The sequence below is a fragment of the Helicobacter ailurogastricus genome (genome assembly GCF_001282945.1).
GTDB classification, from domain to species: Bacteria; Campylobacterota; Campylobacteria; order Campylobacterales; family Helicobacteraceae; genus Helicobacter; species Helicobacter ailurogastricus.
Map to the genome: position 1 here is coordinate 9476 of NZ_CDMG01000008.1, position 18162 is coordinate 27637.

General features: G+C 50.8%; 10 protein-coding genes. 5 read left to right on the plus strand and 5 right to left on the minus strand.

Annotated features, from left to right (window positions below):
* The first annotated feature begins 28 nt into the window (after positions 1 to 28).
* On the plus strand, positions 29 to 7633 hold the full coding sequence (locus HAL07_RS05160; protein ID WP_053945359.1) for an outer membrane protein: 7605 nt from the start codon (positions 29 to 31) through the stop codon (positions 7631 to 7633).
* Between the two features lie 216 nt (positions 7634 to 7849).
* On the opposite strand, the gene HAL07_RS05165 is transcribed toward HAL07_RS05160, so the two are convergent.
* The 3 genes from HAL07_RS05165 to HAL07_RS05175 are packed head-to-tail and all read right to left on the minus strand — an operon-like array spanning position 7850 to position 11100.
* The gene (locus HAL07_RS05165) at positions 7850 to 8881 is read right to left on the minus strand and encodes an outer membrane beta-barrel protein (RefSeq protein ID WP_053941066.1); all 1032 of its coding nucleotides are present in this window, start codon (positions 8879 to 8881) and stop codon (positions 7850 to 7852) included.
* The gene (locus HAL07_RS05170) at positions 8882 to 9871 is read right to left on the minus strand and encodes a tRNA dihydrouridine synthase (protein ID WP_053945360.1); all 990 of its coding nucleotides are present in this window, start codon (positions 9869 to 9871) and stop codon (positions 8882 to 8884) included.
* A 5-nt stretch (positions 9872 to 9876) separates the two neighbouring features.
* The gene (locus HAL07_RS05175) at positions 9877 to 11100 is read right to left on the minus strand and encodes a CCA tRNA nucleotidyltransferase (RefSeq protein ID WP_053945361.1); all 1224 of its coding nucleotides are present in this window, start codon (positions 11098 to 11100) and stop codon (positions 9877 to 9879) included.
* Positions 11101 to 11118: 18 nt separating this feature from the next.
* On the opposite strand from HAL07_RS05175, the gene queC reads away from it, so the two are divergent.
* From queC to HAL07_RS05190, 3 genes are read left to right on the plus strand one after another with little or no spacing between them, the layout of a single operon-like run.
* A complete protein-coding gene (gene queC / locus HAL07_RS05180; protein ID WP_082346378.1) occupies positions 11119 to 11859 on the plus strand; it encodes a 7-cyano-7-deazaguanine synthase QueC in 741 nt (246 codons plus the stop codon).
* 57 nt (positions 11860 to 11916) lie between these two features.
* Positions 11917 to 12786: a DnaJ family protein gene (locus HAL07_RS05185; protein WP_053942031.1), complete on the plus strand. Its 870-nt coding sequence runs from the start codon at positions 11917 to 11919 to the stop codon at positions 12784 to 12786.
* Between the two features lie 9 nt (positions 12787 to 12795).
* The gene (locus tag HAL07_RS05190) at positions 12796 to 13155 is read left to right on the plus strand and encodes a heat shock protein transcriptional repressor HspR (RefSeq protein WP_053940577.1); all 360 of its coding nucleotides are present in this window, start codon (positions 12796 to 12798) and stop codon (positions 13153 to 13155) included.
* A 93-nt stretch (positions 13156 to 13248) separates the two neighbouring features.
* On the opposite strand, the gene HAL07_RS05195 is transcribed toward HAL07_RS05190, so the two are convergent.
* Together HAL07_RS05195 and uvrB are read right to left on the minus strand one after the other, a co-directional pair.
* Positions 13249 to 14253 (minus strand): SAM-dependent methyltransferase, encoded by a 1005-nt coding sequence (locus HAL07_RS05195; protein WP_238374492.1) that lies wholly within the window; start codon positions 14251 to 14253, stop codon positions 13249 to 13251.
* Positions 14253 to 16211, minus strand: a complete 1959-nt coding sequence (gene uvrB / locus HAL07_RS05200) for an excinuclease ABC subunit UvrB (protein WP_053945362.1) — start codon at positions 16209 to 16211, stop codon at positions 14253 to 14255. The genes HAL07_RS05195 and uvrB overlap by 1 nt, the downstream gene beginning before the upstream one ends.
* 58 nt (positions 16212 to 16269) lie before the next feature.
* Here uvrB and HAL07_RS05205 point away from each other — a divergent pair, with 58 nt between their 5' ends.
* Positions 16270 to 18141 (plus strand): primosomal protein N', encoded by a 1872-nt coding sequence (locus tag HAL07_RS05205; RefSeq protein WP_053945363.1) that lies wholly within the window; start codon positions 16270 to 16272, stop codon positions 18139 to 18141.
* The last annotated feature ends 21 nt before the right edge of the window (positions 18142 to 18162 follow it).

Sequence of the window (18162 nt, forward strand, 5' to 3'; positions counted from 1 at the left end):
CACAACACAAACAAAGGACACAGAAACTATGAAAAGCCGTAAGAAAAGAACATTTAAAACCACCTTGAGTTTGGCCTTGCTCTCTTGCTTTGGATTTGCGCCCTCTGCAGATGCCACTGATGTAGATGTGGTGAGCATGGTCAATTCCATCAGCGGTATTTTGGGGGGCAACTACAGCATGAACACCAGTGGCTCATTCGACGGCCCCACTGGTGCCGCATGGCAAAATCCCACCACCGCACCCATCACGAATCCCGGAATTCCCGGGGCTACCCCTAGCTATGGAGTTTCGGGGGCGCTAAACAACCCTAGCAACGCCAGCAACCAACTTTATGGAAGTGGTGGCTTGCTCAATGGCCTGATCGGTGATCTGCCCAGCAGTCTCACAGGCAACCCCAACACGGATCAGCTAGGCATTTATAGCCTTTCAGCGGCGAATAGCCTTGAGCAAATCTTGCAAGGCAACGCCGCAGGTGCCTATGGCGCGCGCACGGCCTTTGGAGGTGTGAGCGCGGCTAACAATATCTTAAGCCCCAACACCGCCATCACCAACAACTACTTTAACATCAGCAACCAAGGGCCAGGCAACACGGCCTCAGTGAAGGGCGCATTGACGGCCTCTCAAATCGGGACAGCCTACACCACTAACCAAGTGAATGCCCTAGCTGGTGGGGTGTACACCAACATCACCCAACTCACCGATGCGATCAACACTCTAAGTTATAACACAGATACCCAAGGCTCTTTCACAACTTACAGCGGGGATTTAAACACCGCTTTGGGCACTATCAGCTCTGTGGGTGGGCAGTTTGTGAGCGCGAGCTCAGGGCTTAGCACGGCTCTAAGTGGCCTTAGCAGTGTTTTGGGTTTAAGCGGTGCCTTTGGTACGACGGACAAGTTTTTATTCCAAGACAGCGTGGCCGGCGATGGCACAGGGACAACCTACAAGGTCGCTAGCGGCGCGCTCAACACCTTGAGTGCCATTAACCAAATCAATAGCGACATTGCCGGTGGCGGGATTGCTTTGAGCGCGACTAAGATCAACCCCAACTATGTTACCCTCATGACAACCCTACAATCAACACCGGGGGGTTCGAGCCAGACTTTTGTACAAGACTTGCAGATCATCGCCGATAGCGTGCTCAACACGCCTTTGCAAGATGTGAGCAACAGCAACGCGGCGAGCACCTCCACCGCAGCGGCCAATCTCAACGCCGTACTCACTGCTTTGAGTAATTTAAGTGGGTCACAAACCGCTGCCAATCTGCAAACCGCTTTGCAGGGCCTTGTCAATCCTAACACCAATTACACTAGCGGCGCCCAAAAAATCAACAACAACGCCCCTATGGGGAGTGGCTACCAGGCCATTTACAACGCCTACACAGCGGTGGCAGCAGGTCTTGGCAAACTCCAAACCGTCTTTGGTACCTCTAATTTGGGCGACACTTTGATCAAGGCCCTAGAGGTCAATAATCTTTTAAGCACTGCTTCTAGTGGTTTGGCTTCTGGGGCAAGCCTTACCGGTGCTTTTACCGCCGCCACAACTTTTACCGATAGCTCAATTAGTGCTACGGGCTTGGGGCAACTCTTTAACGCCTTTGGCAACGGCTCTTCCTCAAGCTACGCCAGCTTAACCACACTCTTAGACAAGCTCGCAGGCTATCTTAACACTAACGGGGTAGATACAACCGCAAGCTCCACTTCTGACAATGTGAAAGCGGGCAATGGCACTTCTCAGCCTGTCTCCGGCACCACTGTTTACCCCATCACAGGTCCAGCTGCAAATAACACCAACACTTCTTGGATCACCACCCGCATTAGCAACCAAAGCAGCTACAACAGCGCCTACAACACGGCTTTGGGGCAACTCTTGGGCTATGCGATGAGTTACAACACCAACAGCACGGCGCTAGGCAAAATGCTCTCTAGCTCTAGCTTGCTTGGCAACATTTTGACGCAGGGCATCAACAACGCCGCGGCAAATGTGATGTTTAACAGCGGGGCGCAAAACGACGCCAACGGGCAAGCCGATGCGGCCAATAATCAGGCGCAACAACTCAACAACATCCAAGCCATCTTCCACTCAGAGGACTTGCTCAACAGCTATGTGGGCGCGATCACGAGAAATTACTCCAATTCCCCCATCAGCGTGCAACAAGCCCAAGCCAGCGCGCTCAATTATCTTTACAACGCTTTAAATGCTGGCGTGAATCAAGACGGCCTCATCGCCCAAACGAAGGCGGCGATCGCCAGTGCCTTAAATAACAACTTTGTGGCTTCCAATTTGCCCGTGGGTGCACTTAAAATCATCAATGCGATGGGGCCCAGTATGTTTGAGCCTTCGGCCACCAAAGCCCAAATCGCCGGCGGTTTAAACGATCTCAATAATGCACTTGGCAATTTTACCCTCACCGCGAGTGCCTCTGCGCTCAGCTCTCTTACTGCGGGCCAGCTTCCAACTGTCTTTGCAAACATTAGCGATGCCCAAACTCTTGCAAAGAGCGTTGTGTTGATCGATCAGCTGACCGCTGGTACCAGCTTTAACTTGGCGAATGTGTTGACAAGCATTATAGGTACTAGCGGCCGTAATGCACAGACTGTCGATGCTGCGGTGGGTACTTCTTTGAATACCCTCCCTGCTGGTGCTAAAAGTTCTGTGATCACCCTTTTAGGTGTTCTCACAGGCGCACGGGCCTCGGTTGTTACAGATTCTACCAAATTTGCTGGCTCCCCCATTGGCAGATTGATTCATGCCCTCAATACTGGTGTTGGTGGAAAAACGGTCGCCTTTGAGAATAGCGCCACGAGTGCCAGTACGGTTGAAGCTCTCATCAAGACGGCCAAAAGCATCCAATCTGATATGACAACAGTCATTCAGGGACTCAATGTCAGTGCTCTCACTAATCCTAGTCAGGCTAATGCAGTGCTTGGCTATCTCCGACAACTCCCCACTCTTGCTAAAGAAATCGGAGCAGCCACAGGGGTGAGCGCACGCCAAAACTTCTTGGATGGCAAACTCACTGTCGCCGACATCAGTAGCCAAATCCAAGCCCTCAAAGCCCAAATCGCCAACTATGAAAACATGGGCACCAACACCACAGGCAAAGCGGGTCTTAATATCGGCTTGTCTAGCTTGCTTGGCAGCTCCATTAGCTCCGTGCAAAACTTGGGCTTTGCTGACGCGGCGGTCAATACCCTAAACAGCCAGCTTTCTAATGCTCTGCCCTTGCTTGTGGGGGGCAACAGCTCTAGCTTCAACATCTCCACTGTGCAAGGGCTCGTGGCGGATTTGAATAAAGCTGTGGGCACGCTTTATAGTGGCACGAATGCCAACAACCTCTTTAACAATGGGGTGGTCCAAACCATCAGCAACATGAACAACAGCACGGTGACCGTGAATCCCAACACCTTTGGGCTTGGTGGGGGAGGTACGGGCTTGGCCTTAAACACCAATGGGACGCATGAGCTCACCAACCTCGCCAATCTCAACACCATCAACAGCCTGCTTTCAGGGGGGATTTTAACCTCTAATGCGATCAGCACGAGCTACAATGGGGCGTTTGGGACACAAAGCGGTAGTAATAATGGTTTTGCAGGGGCGATTGCTACGACAACAAATGCCAGCTACGGTTCCTCTCCTGCAACTGCTTATAAAGCGCTCACGAATCCAAGTTATTACAACTCTGGCACTACTTTAGTCTCTGTAATCAACGCCTTGCTCCCCATTGGACAACAATTGTCTAGTGGTGCAATTGACGCTTCCACAGCTAGTTCTGAAGCCACAAAAGCTTTAGCCTCCCTTATCAGCGGCGGTTCTACCAATGCGGGATATGTTTGGGCAGCCTATCAAGGGGTAATGGGGATAAGTAGTAGTGCTACCAGCCCAGTAGCTGGCCTTAACAACTTGCTTTCTACCAAGCAGGATTTGAGCACCGCTAGTGGCATCGCCCAAGTGATCCAAGATGCTAACTCTTTGATCACTGCCAACCATGATCTAATCAGCGTTGTGGGTGGGCTTAGTGGCTCTAATGTCTTGACAGTGGGGGGGGCTAATACCATCAACAGCGCAACCAACCTCAGCAACGCGATCGCGGCGGCCACGGCTCTTGGCAACCTCTTAGCCCAAATCAACCCCGCCGACTTGACAAACCCCGTGACTGGGAAAAGTACTGCCGTAACCAGCGCAACCACCGTCATCAATGCGATCAACAGCTACAACCACAATGTGCAGCTGCTCAACAACTTGACAGATGGCAATGGCGCAAAAATCGCCGGCGATGTGATTGCTTACCTCCAAGGCAACACCTCTTACAACAGCCTAACGGGTAATTCTGTTGGGACCACAGCGATCAACAACTTACAAAACCTCTTGAACCGCTACGAGTACTTGCAGGGCTTGCAATCCCAGGTGCAAGCGGCCATTGCCAACAACCCCTACGCTTTGATCATGCAGCAAAACCAAGTGCTCAAAAGCGATGGCTATCAAGAGGCCGCTAAAGCCCTTGTGAGCACCACTGGAGCGGATGCTAACACAGGCTTGTTCAATGTCGCCACTTCAAGCACGATCAGCCCCGGGACTTCTACCACCTTTGATTTAAACAACACCGCCTTTACCAACCTCTCGACAACGGTTAGCAACGACATTGCCAACGCCCAAGCGTGGAACAGCTATTTAACCAACCTAAACAGCACGAGCAACTCGATCCTAAGCGCACCCACCTTTGGCGGAGGTACACAAGCCGCGGCCGATCTTAACAACATCGCCAGCTCAATTTACAACCTTGCGGGTTACTTCACTCCCGCCGCAGTGAGCGATAATAAAGTGGTGACCACAGCCCTAACAAGCTCTATCAACGGCGCTCTAGGGGCCTACAACGCCATCAACACGGCTTTAGGCGCTTTAACCACCTCCAGTGCGGCCCATCTTAACCTCTCCGGCAACTTGCAATTAAGCAACATCACCACAACGGGAACTGGGAGTGGATTTAACACCACCGCAGCCACTGGAGCAACGGCTATAACGAATCTAACTTTCCTAAATGTCGCCCAAAGCATTGTGGATGTGGCCGGCATGCTCACCCCCGTTTCTGGCCAAACCAATGGCCTTACAAACAACCAAGCCGGCATCACAGCCGTTACAGCTGTCATGGGCACTGCCATGGCTACTGGCTCAAGCGCTACCATCCAAGGCACTGCGGGCGGTTTGGTGACTATCTTTCATCAAACCACCGGTTCCAACATCTATGACATGAACGGTGCCCTTCCCTCTGGCATGGGCTCGGGGAATGCCGATGGCCTCACTTCAATGAACCAAACCGCTGTCAATGTGGTGGGTGGGCTTGTCAAAGCCTTAGAGGGCAGCAGCACTTTAGCGCAGTATTTGGCCAGCCCCTCCACTTTTGCCACTGCGGTGGGTACTACACCTGCTCTTCTCACGGATTTAACAAGTCTCATCACGCCAGTCTTGGGCAAAGACAATGCTGAAAAACTCACCTCTGGAACCATTGCCCAACAATTCCTCGAGAACCTCAATCAATTTGTGGGTCAGGGCGGGGCTTTGCAAAGCCTAAACGCCACCTTTAAACAGGGAGTGCGCGTAGGCGTACCTAACTTCAACAGCCCCAATTTCACGGCCAGTGTGGATCAGATGCTCAAAAACGCCCTAGCTTGGAACACCAACTACGACAACGCACTAAGAGCGGTGAAAGATGGTGGACAGTTGGGGGGGTCTAGTGGCTCTGGGGCCATTAGCTCCGATACCGTCTATAACGCCATCAATAGCATCGTGCAAAACGCCAACGCCCTTTTTAACAGCCAAACCGCGAGCGGGGCAAGCAACTCAGGGGCACTGGCCACTGCCACCCAAGCCCTCGTGCAATACGGCCTAGACAATGGGTTAAGCAGTGCTAGCCCTAATATAAGCCCCATCCCCACTAGTGCCGCAGGTGCAGGCACCAGCCTAGCAGGGCTGATGGCTTTTTATTTGGCAAGCGATATGGGTCTCATCACCAGCAGTGGCACTATCAGCAACCCCTCTTTCAATAACATTGCCACTCTCATGAGTGCGGCTACTCCTGCCCAGTTAGCCCAAGCGGCCGCTCAAGTGCTTGCCAACAGCAGCGGTGATTTCACCTCTGCTATGCAACAGACCTTGCTCAACACCACTTTAGGCAATATGTTAAACCAAGCACAGACCTACAGCCAAGCAGCTACAGGGCAGACCGGTAAGTCCGGCTTGAGTGGCTTGCTCAATAGCAAAACCACGATCCAAGATGTGCTCCAAACCGCCATCGCCAACGCCGCGAGCATGCACAACCTTAATGGAGTGTTAAACCCTGCCAGTGGTGTTGCGGTGAGCAAGGGGCAACTTAGCACCACGAGCATCAACACGATCAATAAACTCTTAGGTGCGATGACAACCGCCAATGGCAATTTACCCACCATCAACCCCAACACCCCTGTGGGGGCTGAGGCTAAAATGCTCTTGGGCATGCTTGCTGCCAACAATGCAGCCTCGAGCGCGCTCACCTCGCTTGCTGCTGTCGGTGGAGCCACAAGCGACACGGCGCAAACCTATTTCCAAAATGTCACCACTTTGATCGACGACCAAGCCACCTTGCTCGCTAAACAAAGTTCCACAGTGGTGCAGTTGCTCGAGGGCATGACCCAAGCGGTGGCAAACTCCACCAGCACGGACCAACAGGCGCAAAGCGCCTTTGGTGCGCTTAAAGCCGTTTATACGCAAATTGCTAGCCCCACCATCAACTACACCAGCGCGATGAATAACCTAATTGGGGTGATCCACCAATTAGAAAACCTCCAACAATCTCTCGTGAATCAGTTGGCAGCCAACCAAGGCCAACCCGGAGTCAATACCGCGAGCGTGGATGGCTTAGGCACTTTAGTCGCCAAGGTGCAAGCTGAACAAAAAGGCTTTAGCGATCCTAACAGCCTAACCCCCCAACAAGTCGAAGCGGCCGCAAGCTTGCTTGGCAAAATCCAAAGTGCTCTCATCTACGCTAAAGCGGCGCAGTTGAAGATGAGCCAAATGCTCGCTAACCGCGGTATCACTTATGCCGCCTCACACATGCCCATGCAAACCATGAACTCCAATGGCAACATGTATGGCATCGATGTGCAGTTTGGTTATAAACAATTCTTTGGCAAAAAGAAACGCTGGGGTGTGCGCTACTACGCCAACTTCAGTTACCAACACGGCACTTTCATGACCAGCGATGCCAGCGAATTGGATAACTTCGTCTATGGGGCGGGTGTGGATGCGCTTTACAACTTCTATGAGAGCAAAGATGGCAAATACACCAGCGGTTTATTTGCTGGGTTGATGCTTGAGGGCTCTAGCTGGGCGGTCAAAGGCCAAAGCTATTACCAAGCCATGATGAATGCCTTTAACGCCACAGGTGGGCATGCCACAATGAACACGAGCTACTTCCAAATCCCGATCAACATTGGCTTTAGGACCAATGTCAATAAGCACAATGGGTTTGAAATCGGCTTGAGAATCCCCCTTGCAACCAACTACTACTTCAAGGGTGTGAGCGCCGCTGGTCAAAAACTAGACATTGCTTACAAACGCAATGTGTCCGTCTTCTTCAACTATGTTTATAACTTCTAAGTTATAAACCAAGGGGGGGCCTTGTGCTCCCTTGAGTTTGCCTTTAGATTTTGCCTTAAGCTCGTCTTTAAGAGGGGGCTACGCCCCCTTTCTTGTTTTTAAGCTTTCTGAACGATTCTTCTTAGGTTTGGTTTATTGGATTGGTGGGGTTGTTTGCGCCCATTGCTAAAAGAGGCAAAGACGCGATTAAAGCCACAAAACACAAAGGCCTTGCGCTTAAAACAAATACGCGTAGCTCACATAAAATTGGCTTTGGTGGGTGATGCTTAAGGATTGTTTAATGGTTTGCTGGGTGCCGGGGTTGGTGTTGCCGTAATTGTACCAGTTGTGGGCGGTTACAGAGTAGTAGGGCAACTTCCAGCCCAGATTAAAGCGGTTGTGTTGCCCTAAGTAGAGCTGGTAGCCCACATTGACATAAAAACCATTGCCCGCCGCAAAGAAGCGGGTTTTGTCAATGTGCCCCTTGCCAAGAGAGCTGCCTCCCAAAGCGCTTAGGGCTTGGTTGTTGAATTTGTCGTTCCAAAGCATGGCATACTCCACGCCCCCGCCCACAAAGATCCCCATTTTAAAGAAGATCATTTTGGGGTGGTGCTTTCTTAGCCAAATGTCAAGGGGCAGATTTAAGAAGAAATCCACATTCAAACCCAAACTCACCATGTACGCGGGGCTAGTGAGCAAGACCTCTTGGGGAGTGGGGGTGGGGCAAAGCCCTAGCGGGTTAGCACTGGTAAGAGCCGCGCAGGGGGAGCTGTAGCCCTGTGGGGTGCTGTAAGTGACTTGCCCGGTGTTGGGGTTGGTGGTGGCAATAGGGATCACCTGCCCCGTGTTGGGGTCAATGGCCTTGATGTTAGCCGGGTTGTAGTTTAGCCCGCCTTTATTTTGGATTTTATAACGATGCCCTAAGTTGGCGTTGGCGTATTCGATGTCCCCATAAATGCGAATCCCACTGATGGCGAATTTGTCAAAAAAGATTTCATCGCCCAGCGTGTAGGTGAAGGCAAAATTAGAATTTTTATTGCCACTGGGCTGATAAAAGCCCACAATCTCGTTGTTTTTACAAAGGTTGTCCGGGCAGGCATAGACACCGTTGTTGTCTGGCATGGTGCTGGGGTTGTTCATGCTCAGTTGGTTGGCAAATGTGCTTTTAAAGTTTTGCACCATCCCAAAGCGCGCCCCCGTAAAGACATGGTTTTTCACCGCCCCTAAAGGGTGCATAAATAGCCCTAGCAAGAGGAATCGTTTTAACATTCAAACGCTCTGGTTGTTTAAGCTGACGATCTGAGGCAGAGGGCTTAGGGGCGTGGGCGCGCTAAAAAACTCTTCAATTTGCGCCCGTGCTTCTTGGGGCTGTGTCATGGAATTGACCGCCGTTTTAAACGCCCCAGCGTTGGCATGCCCTTTGGCGTAGGCGTGTAGGTTTTTGCGAAACATCACCACCCCTCTATCCCCATAAAAAGCGACCATTTTATCAAAATGCTCCAAGACCAAATCTTTTTTCAGCACCGCGGGCAAGTCCTCTGTGTTGTTTTTAATTTGCCAAAAAATCCACGGCTGTGTGAGGCTGGATCGCCCAATCATCACTCCATTTGCGCCCGTGTAAGCTAAGACCTCCCTAGCCTTTTTGGGGCTGTCGATCTCGCCATTGGCGATCAGTGGCTTGTTTAACACTTGGCGCATTAAACGGACGCTCTCGTAATCGATGCGCTCTTTTTTGTAGCGATCGGCGCGGGTGCGCGCATGCACCACGACAAAATCCACGGGGGCATCGTTGAGGGCGTGGGCGATCTCAAGCGGGATCTTGCTCTCAAAACCCAAGCGCACTTTCACGCTGCTATAAGGCTTGTTGCTCTTCTCTTTGATGAGGCGCAAGAGTTGCACCAAGTGGTTTAAATCCTTTAAAAGCCCGCTGCCATTGCCATGGTTTGCCACTTTTGGGGCGGGACAGCCGCAATTAAAGTCGATGATGTCGATGCCCTTTAAGCCGTTGATTTTCTCCACCGCCTGGGCGACGATCTGCTCTTTCGAGCCGGCAATTTGCACGCTAAAGGGTTGTTCCTCGGGCGACTTTTCAAGCATTTTAGCGGTTTTGTTGAAGGCATGCACGAGCGCGTGGCTGCTCACCATTTCGCTCACCGTGACATCCACCCCAAAGCGTTTCACGACACTTCTAAAGGGCAAATCCGTATAGCCAGCCAGGGGGGCTAAAAATAAAAGATTCTCAAAAATTAATTTTTCCATAAACCTTATTTTAACGCATTTTCTCTTAAGTTTTTCGCCCAAACTTTGGCAAATTCTAGCAAAGTGGGGGCGTTGTTTTCTAACCTCTCTTGTACCACTGCGCACAAACACGCCTGCAAGCACGCCCCGATCTGCTCCCTGTGTAGCCCCAAGCCCTTTAAAGTTTCGCCCTTGATCGCTAAAAAGCTGAGAGTATAGACCTCTTTTTGGGCGCCAATGCGCTTAAAGTGGGCGTGCAAACTTTGCCATTGATCGCGATCATAGGCTTTAAGCCAGCCTAGCCACGCCCGCACTTGAGAGAGGCTTAAAGTTTGCATTTGCTGTTTAAGCCAAATTTTGCAAGTGGGCGGGCTTTGGCGGGTGTAGGGCAATAATTTTTCGATGTTTTTAAGCAACTTTTTAGGGGGCTTTAGCATCGCTAAAGCATTTAAGGGGTCTTTGCTCGCGGCAAGCAAGCCTAAAAAGCGGGTGGTTAAATTCAAAGGGGTTTGGCTTAAGGGGGCTAAAAGCGTGGGCTTTAAGGGGGTGTTTAGCGCGCACTCCAGCACGCTTGCATAGGCAACACACACCGCCCCGGCATGCGCACCCATTAAGATTTTACACAGCTCGGCAAAAACGCGCTCTTTGCTGATGTGTTGCAGCAGCGGGGCGTGTTTTAGCACCGCCTGCGCGCTCAAAGGCTCTAGCTTAAAACCAAGCACGCTTGCAAAACGCAAAGCCCTTAAAATCCGCAAAGCGTCCTCGCTCACCCGCTCACTTGCCACGCCCACAAAGCGCAGGCGTTTTAAGCGCAAGTCTTTCACTCCCCCGTGTAAATCCAAAAGCCCCTTTGTGGGGTGGTAGGCTAGGGCATTGATAGTGAAATCCCGCCTTTTTAGGTCGGTTTCTAACGTGGCGTTAAAGCGCACTTGCGGGTGGCGGTGATTAACATAGCCGCTCTCTTCTCTGTAAGTGGTGATCTCAAACACGCGTTTGCCAAAGCGCGCGCCCAGCGTGCCAAAGGCAAGTCCTAAAGGGATGGTGGGGATTTTATGCGCTTTTAAAAGTGAGGCTAGCTCTTCTGGCGTGGCGTTGGTGGCTAGGTCGCAATCTTTGGGTTTTAGCCCTAAAAGCCCATCGCGCACGCACCCGCCCACCACGACTGCCTCAAAGCCATTGGTTTCTAGCACCTCCAACAAGCGCAAAATGGGGGGGGGCAAGCTAAAATGGTGGTTTTGATCCCAAAGCACAAAAAGCCTTTTGCTATAATGGGCGCTATTTTAGCAAAAGAAAACCCGATGATTTTAGAAAAAACCTACAACGCCTCCTGTGTGCTCTGCTTTAGCGGAGGGCAAGACAGCACCACTTTAGCCCTTTGGGCCAAAAAGGCTTTTAGCGCAACCCACTTGCTCGCCTTTGATTACGCCCAAAAACACGCCATCGAGCTAGAGCAAGCGCAAAAAATCGCTGGGCTTTTAAACCTGCCTTTAAAAATTTTAGATGTGCGCTTTTTGCAAGAAATCACCCTCTCGGCCCTCTTTGCCAACCATCCGCAAAAAAGCCACGCCCCCCATCCCCAAAACCCCGACTTGCCCGCCTCCTTTGTGCCCGATCGCAACGCCTTATTTTTCACCCTAGCGCACGCTTACGCCTTTAATTTGGGGGCGGATTTTGTGCTTGTGGGGGTTTCACAGCAAGATTACAGCGGGTATTTTGATTGCCGCGCCGCGTTTTTAGAGAGCCTGCAAACTTCTTTAAATTTAGGGGCGTTTGGCGTGCCAGAGGGCATTACATTTTTAGCCCCCTTCATGCAAATGTCAAAGGCGCAAGAGTTTGGCCTCGCACGGGATTTGGGCGGGCTGGATTTTGTGCTAGAGTACACGCACACATGTTATGAGGGGGTGCGGGGCGTGCGCCACGCTTATGGCTATGGTTGTGGGGTTTGCCCGGCGTGCCAGTTGCGCCAAGCCGCTTACCAAGAATTTTTAGAGCACTATAAACAAAATTGATAGACAACGACTAAAGTTTTATGCTATAATGGGCTTTATTTTTTGAATGGAGTTTGCATGAGTAAAAGTTTATACAGCACCTTAGAAGTGGCCGAGGGGGCGAGCCAAGAGGAGATCAAAAAATCCTACCGCAGGCTTGCAAGAAAATACCACCCCGACCTCAACAAGGGCAAGGAAGCTGAAGAGAAGTTTAAAGAGATCAACGCCGCCTATGAGATTTTAAACGACCCGCAAAGACGGGCGCAGTACGACCAATTCGGGGACAACATGTTTGGCGGGCAGAACTTTAGCGACTTTGCCAGAGCGCAGGGGCGGGGAAGCTTGGACGACATTTTGTCCTCCATCTTTGGGCGGGGGGGCTTTAAAACCGACTTCATGGGCGGGGGCAATTACACCAATATGGGCGGGTTTAATCATTTTGGCTTTGCCCCTGATTTGGATTTGCAAGTGGAGCTACAAATCACCTTGCAAGAGGCCGTTTTGGGGGCTAAAAGGCGGGTGCAATTAAGCCACGACAGCTTTGAAATTAAAATCCCAGCGGGAGTAAGAGAGGGCGAAGTGTTAAGGGCCAAAGGGCGGGGGCGCAAGCAAGGCGGGATGGTGGGCGATGTGCTCTTAAAAGTGCATGTGCTTGAGGATGGCGTGTATCATCAAAAGGGCGATGACCTTTATAAAAACTTTGATTTGCCCCTAAAAACTGCCCTCTTTGGAGGCAAGGTGCAAGTGGAAACTCTCTATAAGGAGGTTACCTTAAAAATCCCGCCAAACACCAAGAACGCCCAAAAGTTTCGCCTAAGAGAGCTTGGGGTGAAAAACCGCAAAACGGGCGGTTTGGGGGATTTGTATTTGTTGGCCAATGTCATTTTGCCCCACACAGACACCTTAAGCGCGCCCTTCAAGCAAACCTTGCAAGAACAACTTCCTTAAAGGATTCTCATGGTCGATTACGATGCCCCCCTTTATTTGATCAGTGTCGTGGCTAAGATTTTAGGCGTGCATCCGCAAACCTTGCGCCAATATGAAAAAGAGGGCCTAGTCGAGCCCAAGCGCACGGGAGGCAAGATGCGCCTGTACTCGCAAAGGGATTTAGACAAAATCAAGACCATTTTGCGCCTAACAAGGGACATGGGCGTGAATTTGGCGGGCGTGGACATTATTTTGCGCCTCAAAGAGAGGCTTGACGAGCTAGATCGCCTCAACGAGCAATTACAAGAGCGCATGCAACAGGCCAACCCGCCTCAGACCAAACGCCTAGAGCAAACCTCTTACGAGCTCATTTTATTTAAAAAGCCCTAAAAGATTTTTGCCCTATTTTGCCCTAAGCGGACGCGTTAAGGGGCTATGCCTATAGGGGGGCTATGCCTATAGGGGGGCTATGCCTAGGGGGGGCTATGCCCCCCTTCCCACAATCAGCCCCTTAAAGCGCTCGCCTAACCCCTCGGGGCTAATGAGGGCATGGGCTTTAAAGGCTTCTTTTTGATAGATTGGATAGGGTACACTTTCAGCGAACAAGTCTAAAAGCGTGGCAAAGCCCATTTCTAAAAGCGTGGCGCATTGTGTACCATAAAAAACAGAGTGCGCGCCCTGCGCTTTGAATAAATGTTCTAAGAGCGCAAAATCTATGTCATAGGTCAAATCGATTTGTTGGTAAAGCCCCTTTAAATCGCTTAAAATCTCCTCTAGCCCCAAGACTTTATGCGCCCTGTAACCCCTCAAACTCAGCGAAGCGTTGCTCTCAAACCCATATTGCCCATAATCAAAACTCACAAGCCGCCAGCTTGCTCCCTTAAGGCTTTGGCACAAGTGCGCCACAAACGCCTCCCACGCAAAGGGTACACACCCCCCAGTAGGATAAAAGCCCTCAAGGCGCTTTAATTCGCCATCCTCCAAGCCACGCCAAACGGGTCTAAAATTTTGCACGCTTAAGATTTGCCCCCCTTGCACCAGCTCACACGCAAAGCTGTCCCATAATTCATTGCAATATAAAAAGGCATTCTGTAGCCCCTTTAACCCCCCAATATTTTTTACATGCTCTAAATTAATGCCCTCTTTGCCTAGCCGTGCTTTTTGTAATGTGGCAAGCTCATTTAAAGGCTCGACACACACAAAGCGCACTCCCTCTAAGACCCCCACGCTCAAATCCTTTAAAAAGCGCACCAAATCCGCCATTAAACGCCCCGATCCCGCCCCAATCTCCACCACGCTTAAGGGCAGTGCAAGCTCCCCGCTCTCCAGCAGGTGCAAGAGATAAAAGGCCAGAGTCCCCCCTAAAAAGCCACTCGCGCCCACAGAAGTGTAAAAGTCCCCTTTGGTGCCAATGTGCGCGCGGCGGTAATAGCCCCCCTTACCATAGAGCCACGCATGCATAAAGGGCGCAAAGCTGTGCCAATCCACTAAAGCCCTCTGATCCGTGCGATTTCATCGCGCAATTTGGCCGCCGCCTCAAAGTCTAACACCCGTGCCCTCTCTTGCATTTGGGCGCGCAACTTCTTAATCAACTGCTCTTTTTCTTTTTTAGGCATTTTGTCTGTAAATTTGGGCTTTGAGGGGGTGTAGTCTTTAAGCTCCTCTTCAAGGGGGCGTTGGGTGCTTTTGGGCGTGATGTTGTGGGCTTTGTTGAAGGCGATTTGTTTAGCGCGCCTGCCATCGGTGGTTGTCATCGCCTCTTGCATGCTCGCCGTGATTTTATCGGCGTAGAAAATCACTTTCCCGTGGATGTGGCGCGCCACCCGCCCCATGGTTTGAATCAACGCCGTTGCGCTTCTTAAAAACCCCTCTTTATCCGCGTCTAAAATGGCGACTAGCGACACTTCGGGCAAGTCTAGCCCCTCTCTTAATAAGTTAATGCCGATCAAAATGTCAAACTCGCCCAGCCTAAAGGCGCGAATCAAGTGGTTGCGCTCGATCGCGTCTATGTCGCTGTGTAGGTATTGCACCTTAAGCCCGCCCTCTAAATAGTGCTTACACAGCTCTTCAGCCATTTTTTTTGTCAAAGTTGTTACCAACACCCGCTCTTTACGTGCCACGACTTGCTTGATCGTGTTGTATAAATCTTGCACCTGATTTTGTGTGGGGCGGACTTCATACTCGGGGTCTAATAGCCCTGTGGGGCGGATGATTTGCTCGGCGATGTGCCCGCCTGAGAGCTCTAGCTCTAGGGGATTTGGTGTGGCTGAGACAAAGAGAAAATGGGGAGACTTCTTTATAAATTCCTCGTATTTTAAGGGGCGGTTGTCAAGCGCGGAGGGCAGTCTAAAGCCATAATCCACCAAAACCTGCTTGCGGCTAGAATCGCCGGCATACATGCCCTTAAATTGGGGCAAGCTCACATGCGACTCATCCACAATGACTAAAAAGGGGCGTTTCTTTTGGGCGAAGTAGTCTAGCAAGGTGTAGGGGGTGTCGCCGGCTTGCTTGTCGGTAAAATGCCGCGAGTAGTTTTCAATGCCCTTGCATATGCCCGTAGCCGCCATCATTTCTAAATCAAATTCTGTGCGCGTTTTTAACCTCTCATATTCTAGGGGCTTGTTGTGTTCCTTAAAGAATTTAAGCCGCTCGGCTAACTCGGCTTCAATGCTATCTAGAGCGCTTTTAAGGCGGCTTTGGCTCACAATGAAGGCGTTTGCGGCGTAGAGAATGTAACTTTCTAGGGCTTTAAGCGGTTTGTTCTCCAGCGCGTCAAAACTATAAATGCGCTCGATCTCATCGCCAAAAAATTCCACACGGATAAAGTTGGTGTCGTTGTAGGCGGGGAAAATATCCACGCTCTCCCCCACCACCCTAAACTTGCCCCGCTCTAATAAGTCGCAACGTTCATAACCCATGTCTATGAGTTTTCTTAAAAACTCTGTATAAGCCACGCTTTGCCCCACCTCGATTTTTTCTAGCATGCTCAAATATTCCAGCGGGTCGCCAAAACCATAATTTGCCGACACGCTCGCCACCACCACCACATCGTCATAGCCTAGCAGCGAAGTGATCGCACTTAAACGCAAACGCTCTAAATCCTCGTTGATCGCGCTGTCTTTTTCAATGAATAAATCCCGCCTTGGGATATACGACTCGGGCTGGTAGTAGTCAAAGTAAGAGATAAAATACTCCACATGGTTTTTGGGAAAAAAGCTTTTAAATTCGCTGTAAAGCTGGGCGCAAAGGGTTTTATTGTGCGACATGACTAAGGTGGGCATTTGCAATTTAGAGATGAGATAGGCCATGCTAAAGGTCTTGCCGCTGCCCGTAACCCCCAGCAAGGTTTGGTAAGCCGCCCCTTGCTTCACGCCTTGTAAAAGCTGTGACACCGCTTTTTCTTGCTCTAAACTCGGTTGGTAGGGGGCTTGTAGGATAAAGTCCATTTTGCTCGCTTTTGCTAAAATCAAGGCTTTATCATAGCTAAAAAAGAGAAGGATTTTTATGCTAAAGCACTACTTAGTGGCTGTGCTCAAACACAATGTCAAGCCCTTGACCTACCAAAGCCAAAGCCCCTTGCAAGTGGGCGACTTGGTGAAAGTTCCCTTAAATGGGCGCGCTTGCAGGGGCGTGGTGCTTGAAGAGTGCCCCAAGCCCAGCTTTGCGTGCAAGGACGCGCACCCTATGGATTTTTATTTCAACGGGCAACAAATGCTGTTACTAGAATTCATCGCCACTTATTACTGCGCCACGCTCTCTTTGTGCGCCACGCTTTTTATCCCCTTTAGCAAGCTTGCCCCCCCCTTTAAACCCGCCCACAAAGCCCCACGCCTAAGCCCCCTAAGCCCAGCACAACAAGAAGCCCTAAACGCCTTAAAGCCCTTAAAAAGCGCCCTGCTCTTTGGCGACACGGGCAGCGGCAAAACGCACATTTACAGCCATTTGATTTTAGAAAAGTTGCAAGAGCATAAAAGCGTGGTGGTGCTCGTGCCTGAAATCGGGCTCACCTCCCAAACACAGCGTCTATTGTTGCAAATCTTTGGCGCGCAGGTGGGGCTGTGGCACAGCAAACTAAGCCCCGCGCAAAAAAAGCAAACCTTAGCGCACATCGCCAGCGGGCAAATAAAAATCGTTGTCGGCACAAGGAGCGCGCTTTTTTTACCCATGCCAAATTTGGGGCTTGTGCTGGTGGATGAAGAGCATGACCAAGCCTATAAAGCCAGCCTTGCGCCCTATTACAACGCCAGAGATGTTGCCTTGTATTTAGCCAGCAAAATGCCCATCCAAGTCATTTTAGGCTCGGCGACCCCGCATTTACGCAGTTATTACAGGGCCAAGGAAAATAAAAGCCTTGTGCGCTTGAGGGGGCGTTACTTCAACAGCACCCAAGAGATGATTTTTGAGCAGAGTCAGACAGCCATCACCCCGCTTTTATTGGCGCACTTGTCTAAAAGTTTGCAAGAGCAACAACAGAGCATCATTTTTTTACCCACCAGAGCTTCGTTTAAAAAGTTGCTGTGTTTGGCGTGTGGGAGTGGGGTTGAATGCCCCTTTTGCAGCGTGAATATGAGCTTACACCTTAAAGATCGGTGCATGCGCTGCCACTATTGCCAACATGAAGAGCCTATCCCCAAGGTTTGCCCCACTTGTAAGCAAGAGAGCCTAGCTGGCAAGCGCATCGGTACACAACAATTCAAAAGCGAGCTGGAAAAGCTCTTGCCTAGCGCGCGCATAGGGGTTTTAGACAAGGATCACACCCACACAAATCAGCAAATCCAAGGCATTTTAGACTCTTTTAATGCCCATAAAATAGACATTTTAATCGGTACGCAAATGTTGGCGAAGGGACACGACTACCATCGGGTGAATTTGGCCGTGATTTTGGGCTTAGATGAGGTCTTAAACAATGGAAGTTATAGAAGTTTTGAGGAGGGGGTGGCTTTAATGCACCAAATTGCCGGGCGCAGTGGGCGCAAAGAAAAAGGGCGGGTGCTGGTCCAAACCCTAAACGCCCCTTTTTTGCAAAGCTACACGGCCGATTTTGAAGATTTTTTAAAAGCCGAATTGCAAGCGCGCACCCCCCACTTCCCCCCGCTAAGGCGTTTGGCACAAATTGAGTTTAGGGGCAAGGACATGGCAAGCGTGCAAGAGCACATGCAAGCCAGCTTAGACACGCTTAAAGGGCTTTTAGAGCACAATCAGGGCGTGGAGATTTTGGGAGCAGGGGCTGCTAGGGTCGCAAAAATTGGGGGGCAGCATCGCTTGCAAATCCTCTTGAGCGCCACTTCCACAAAGCAATTACACGCAGTTTTGCACGCCATGCAAAAGCACACAAGGGGGGTGTTTAAAATCGATGTCGATCCGCAAGGCATTTAATTTTTGGGCGGGAAGTCTGCT

What these genes read in the sequence shown, in the direction of transcription:
- HAL07_RS05185 (WP_053942031.1), top strand. Translation starts at nt 11,917, where the DNA reads ATGAGTAAAAGTTTATACAGCACCTTAGAAGTGGCCGAGGGGGCGAGC.
- HAL07_RS05165 (WP_053941066.1), bottom strand. Translation starts at nt 8,881, where the DNA reads ATGTTAAAACGATTCCTCTTGCTAGGGCTATTTATGCACCCTTTAGGG.
- HAL07_RS05190 (WP_053940577.1), top strand. Translation starts at nt 12,796, where the DNA reads ATGGTCGATTACGATGCCCCCCTTTATTTGATCAGTGTCGTGGCTAAG.
- uvrB (WP_053945362.1), bottom strand. Translation starts at nt 16,211, where the DNA reads ATGGACTTTATCCTACAAGCCCCCTACCAACCGAGTTTAGAGCAAGAA.
- queC (WP_082346378.1), top strand. Translation starts at nt 11,119, where the DNA reads ATGGGCGCTATTTTAGCAAAAGAAAACCCGATGATTTTAGAAAAAACC.
- HAL07_RS05170 (WP_053945360.1), bottom strand. Translation starts at nt 9,871, where the DNA reads ATGGAAAAATTAATTTTTGAGAATCTTTTATTTTTAGCCCCCCTGGCT.
- HAL07_RS05205 (WP_053945363.1), top strand. Translation starts at nt 16,270, where the DNA reads ATGCTAAAGCACTACTTAGTGGCTGTGCTCAAACACAATGTCAAGCCC.
- HAL07_RS05160 (WP_053945359.1), top strand. Translation starts at nt 29, where the DNA reads ATGAAAAGCCGTAAGAAAAGAACATTTAAAACCACCTTGAGTTTGGCC.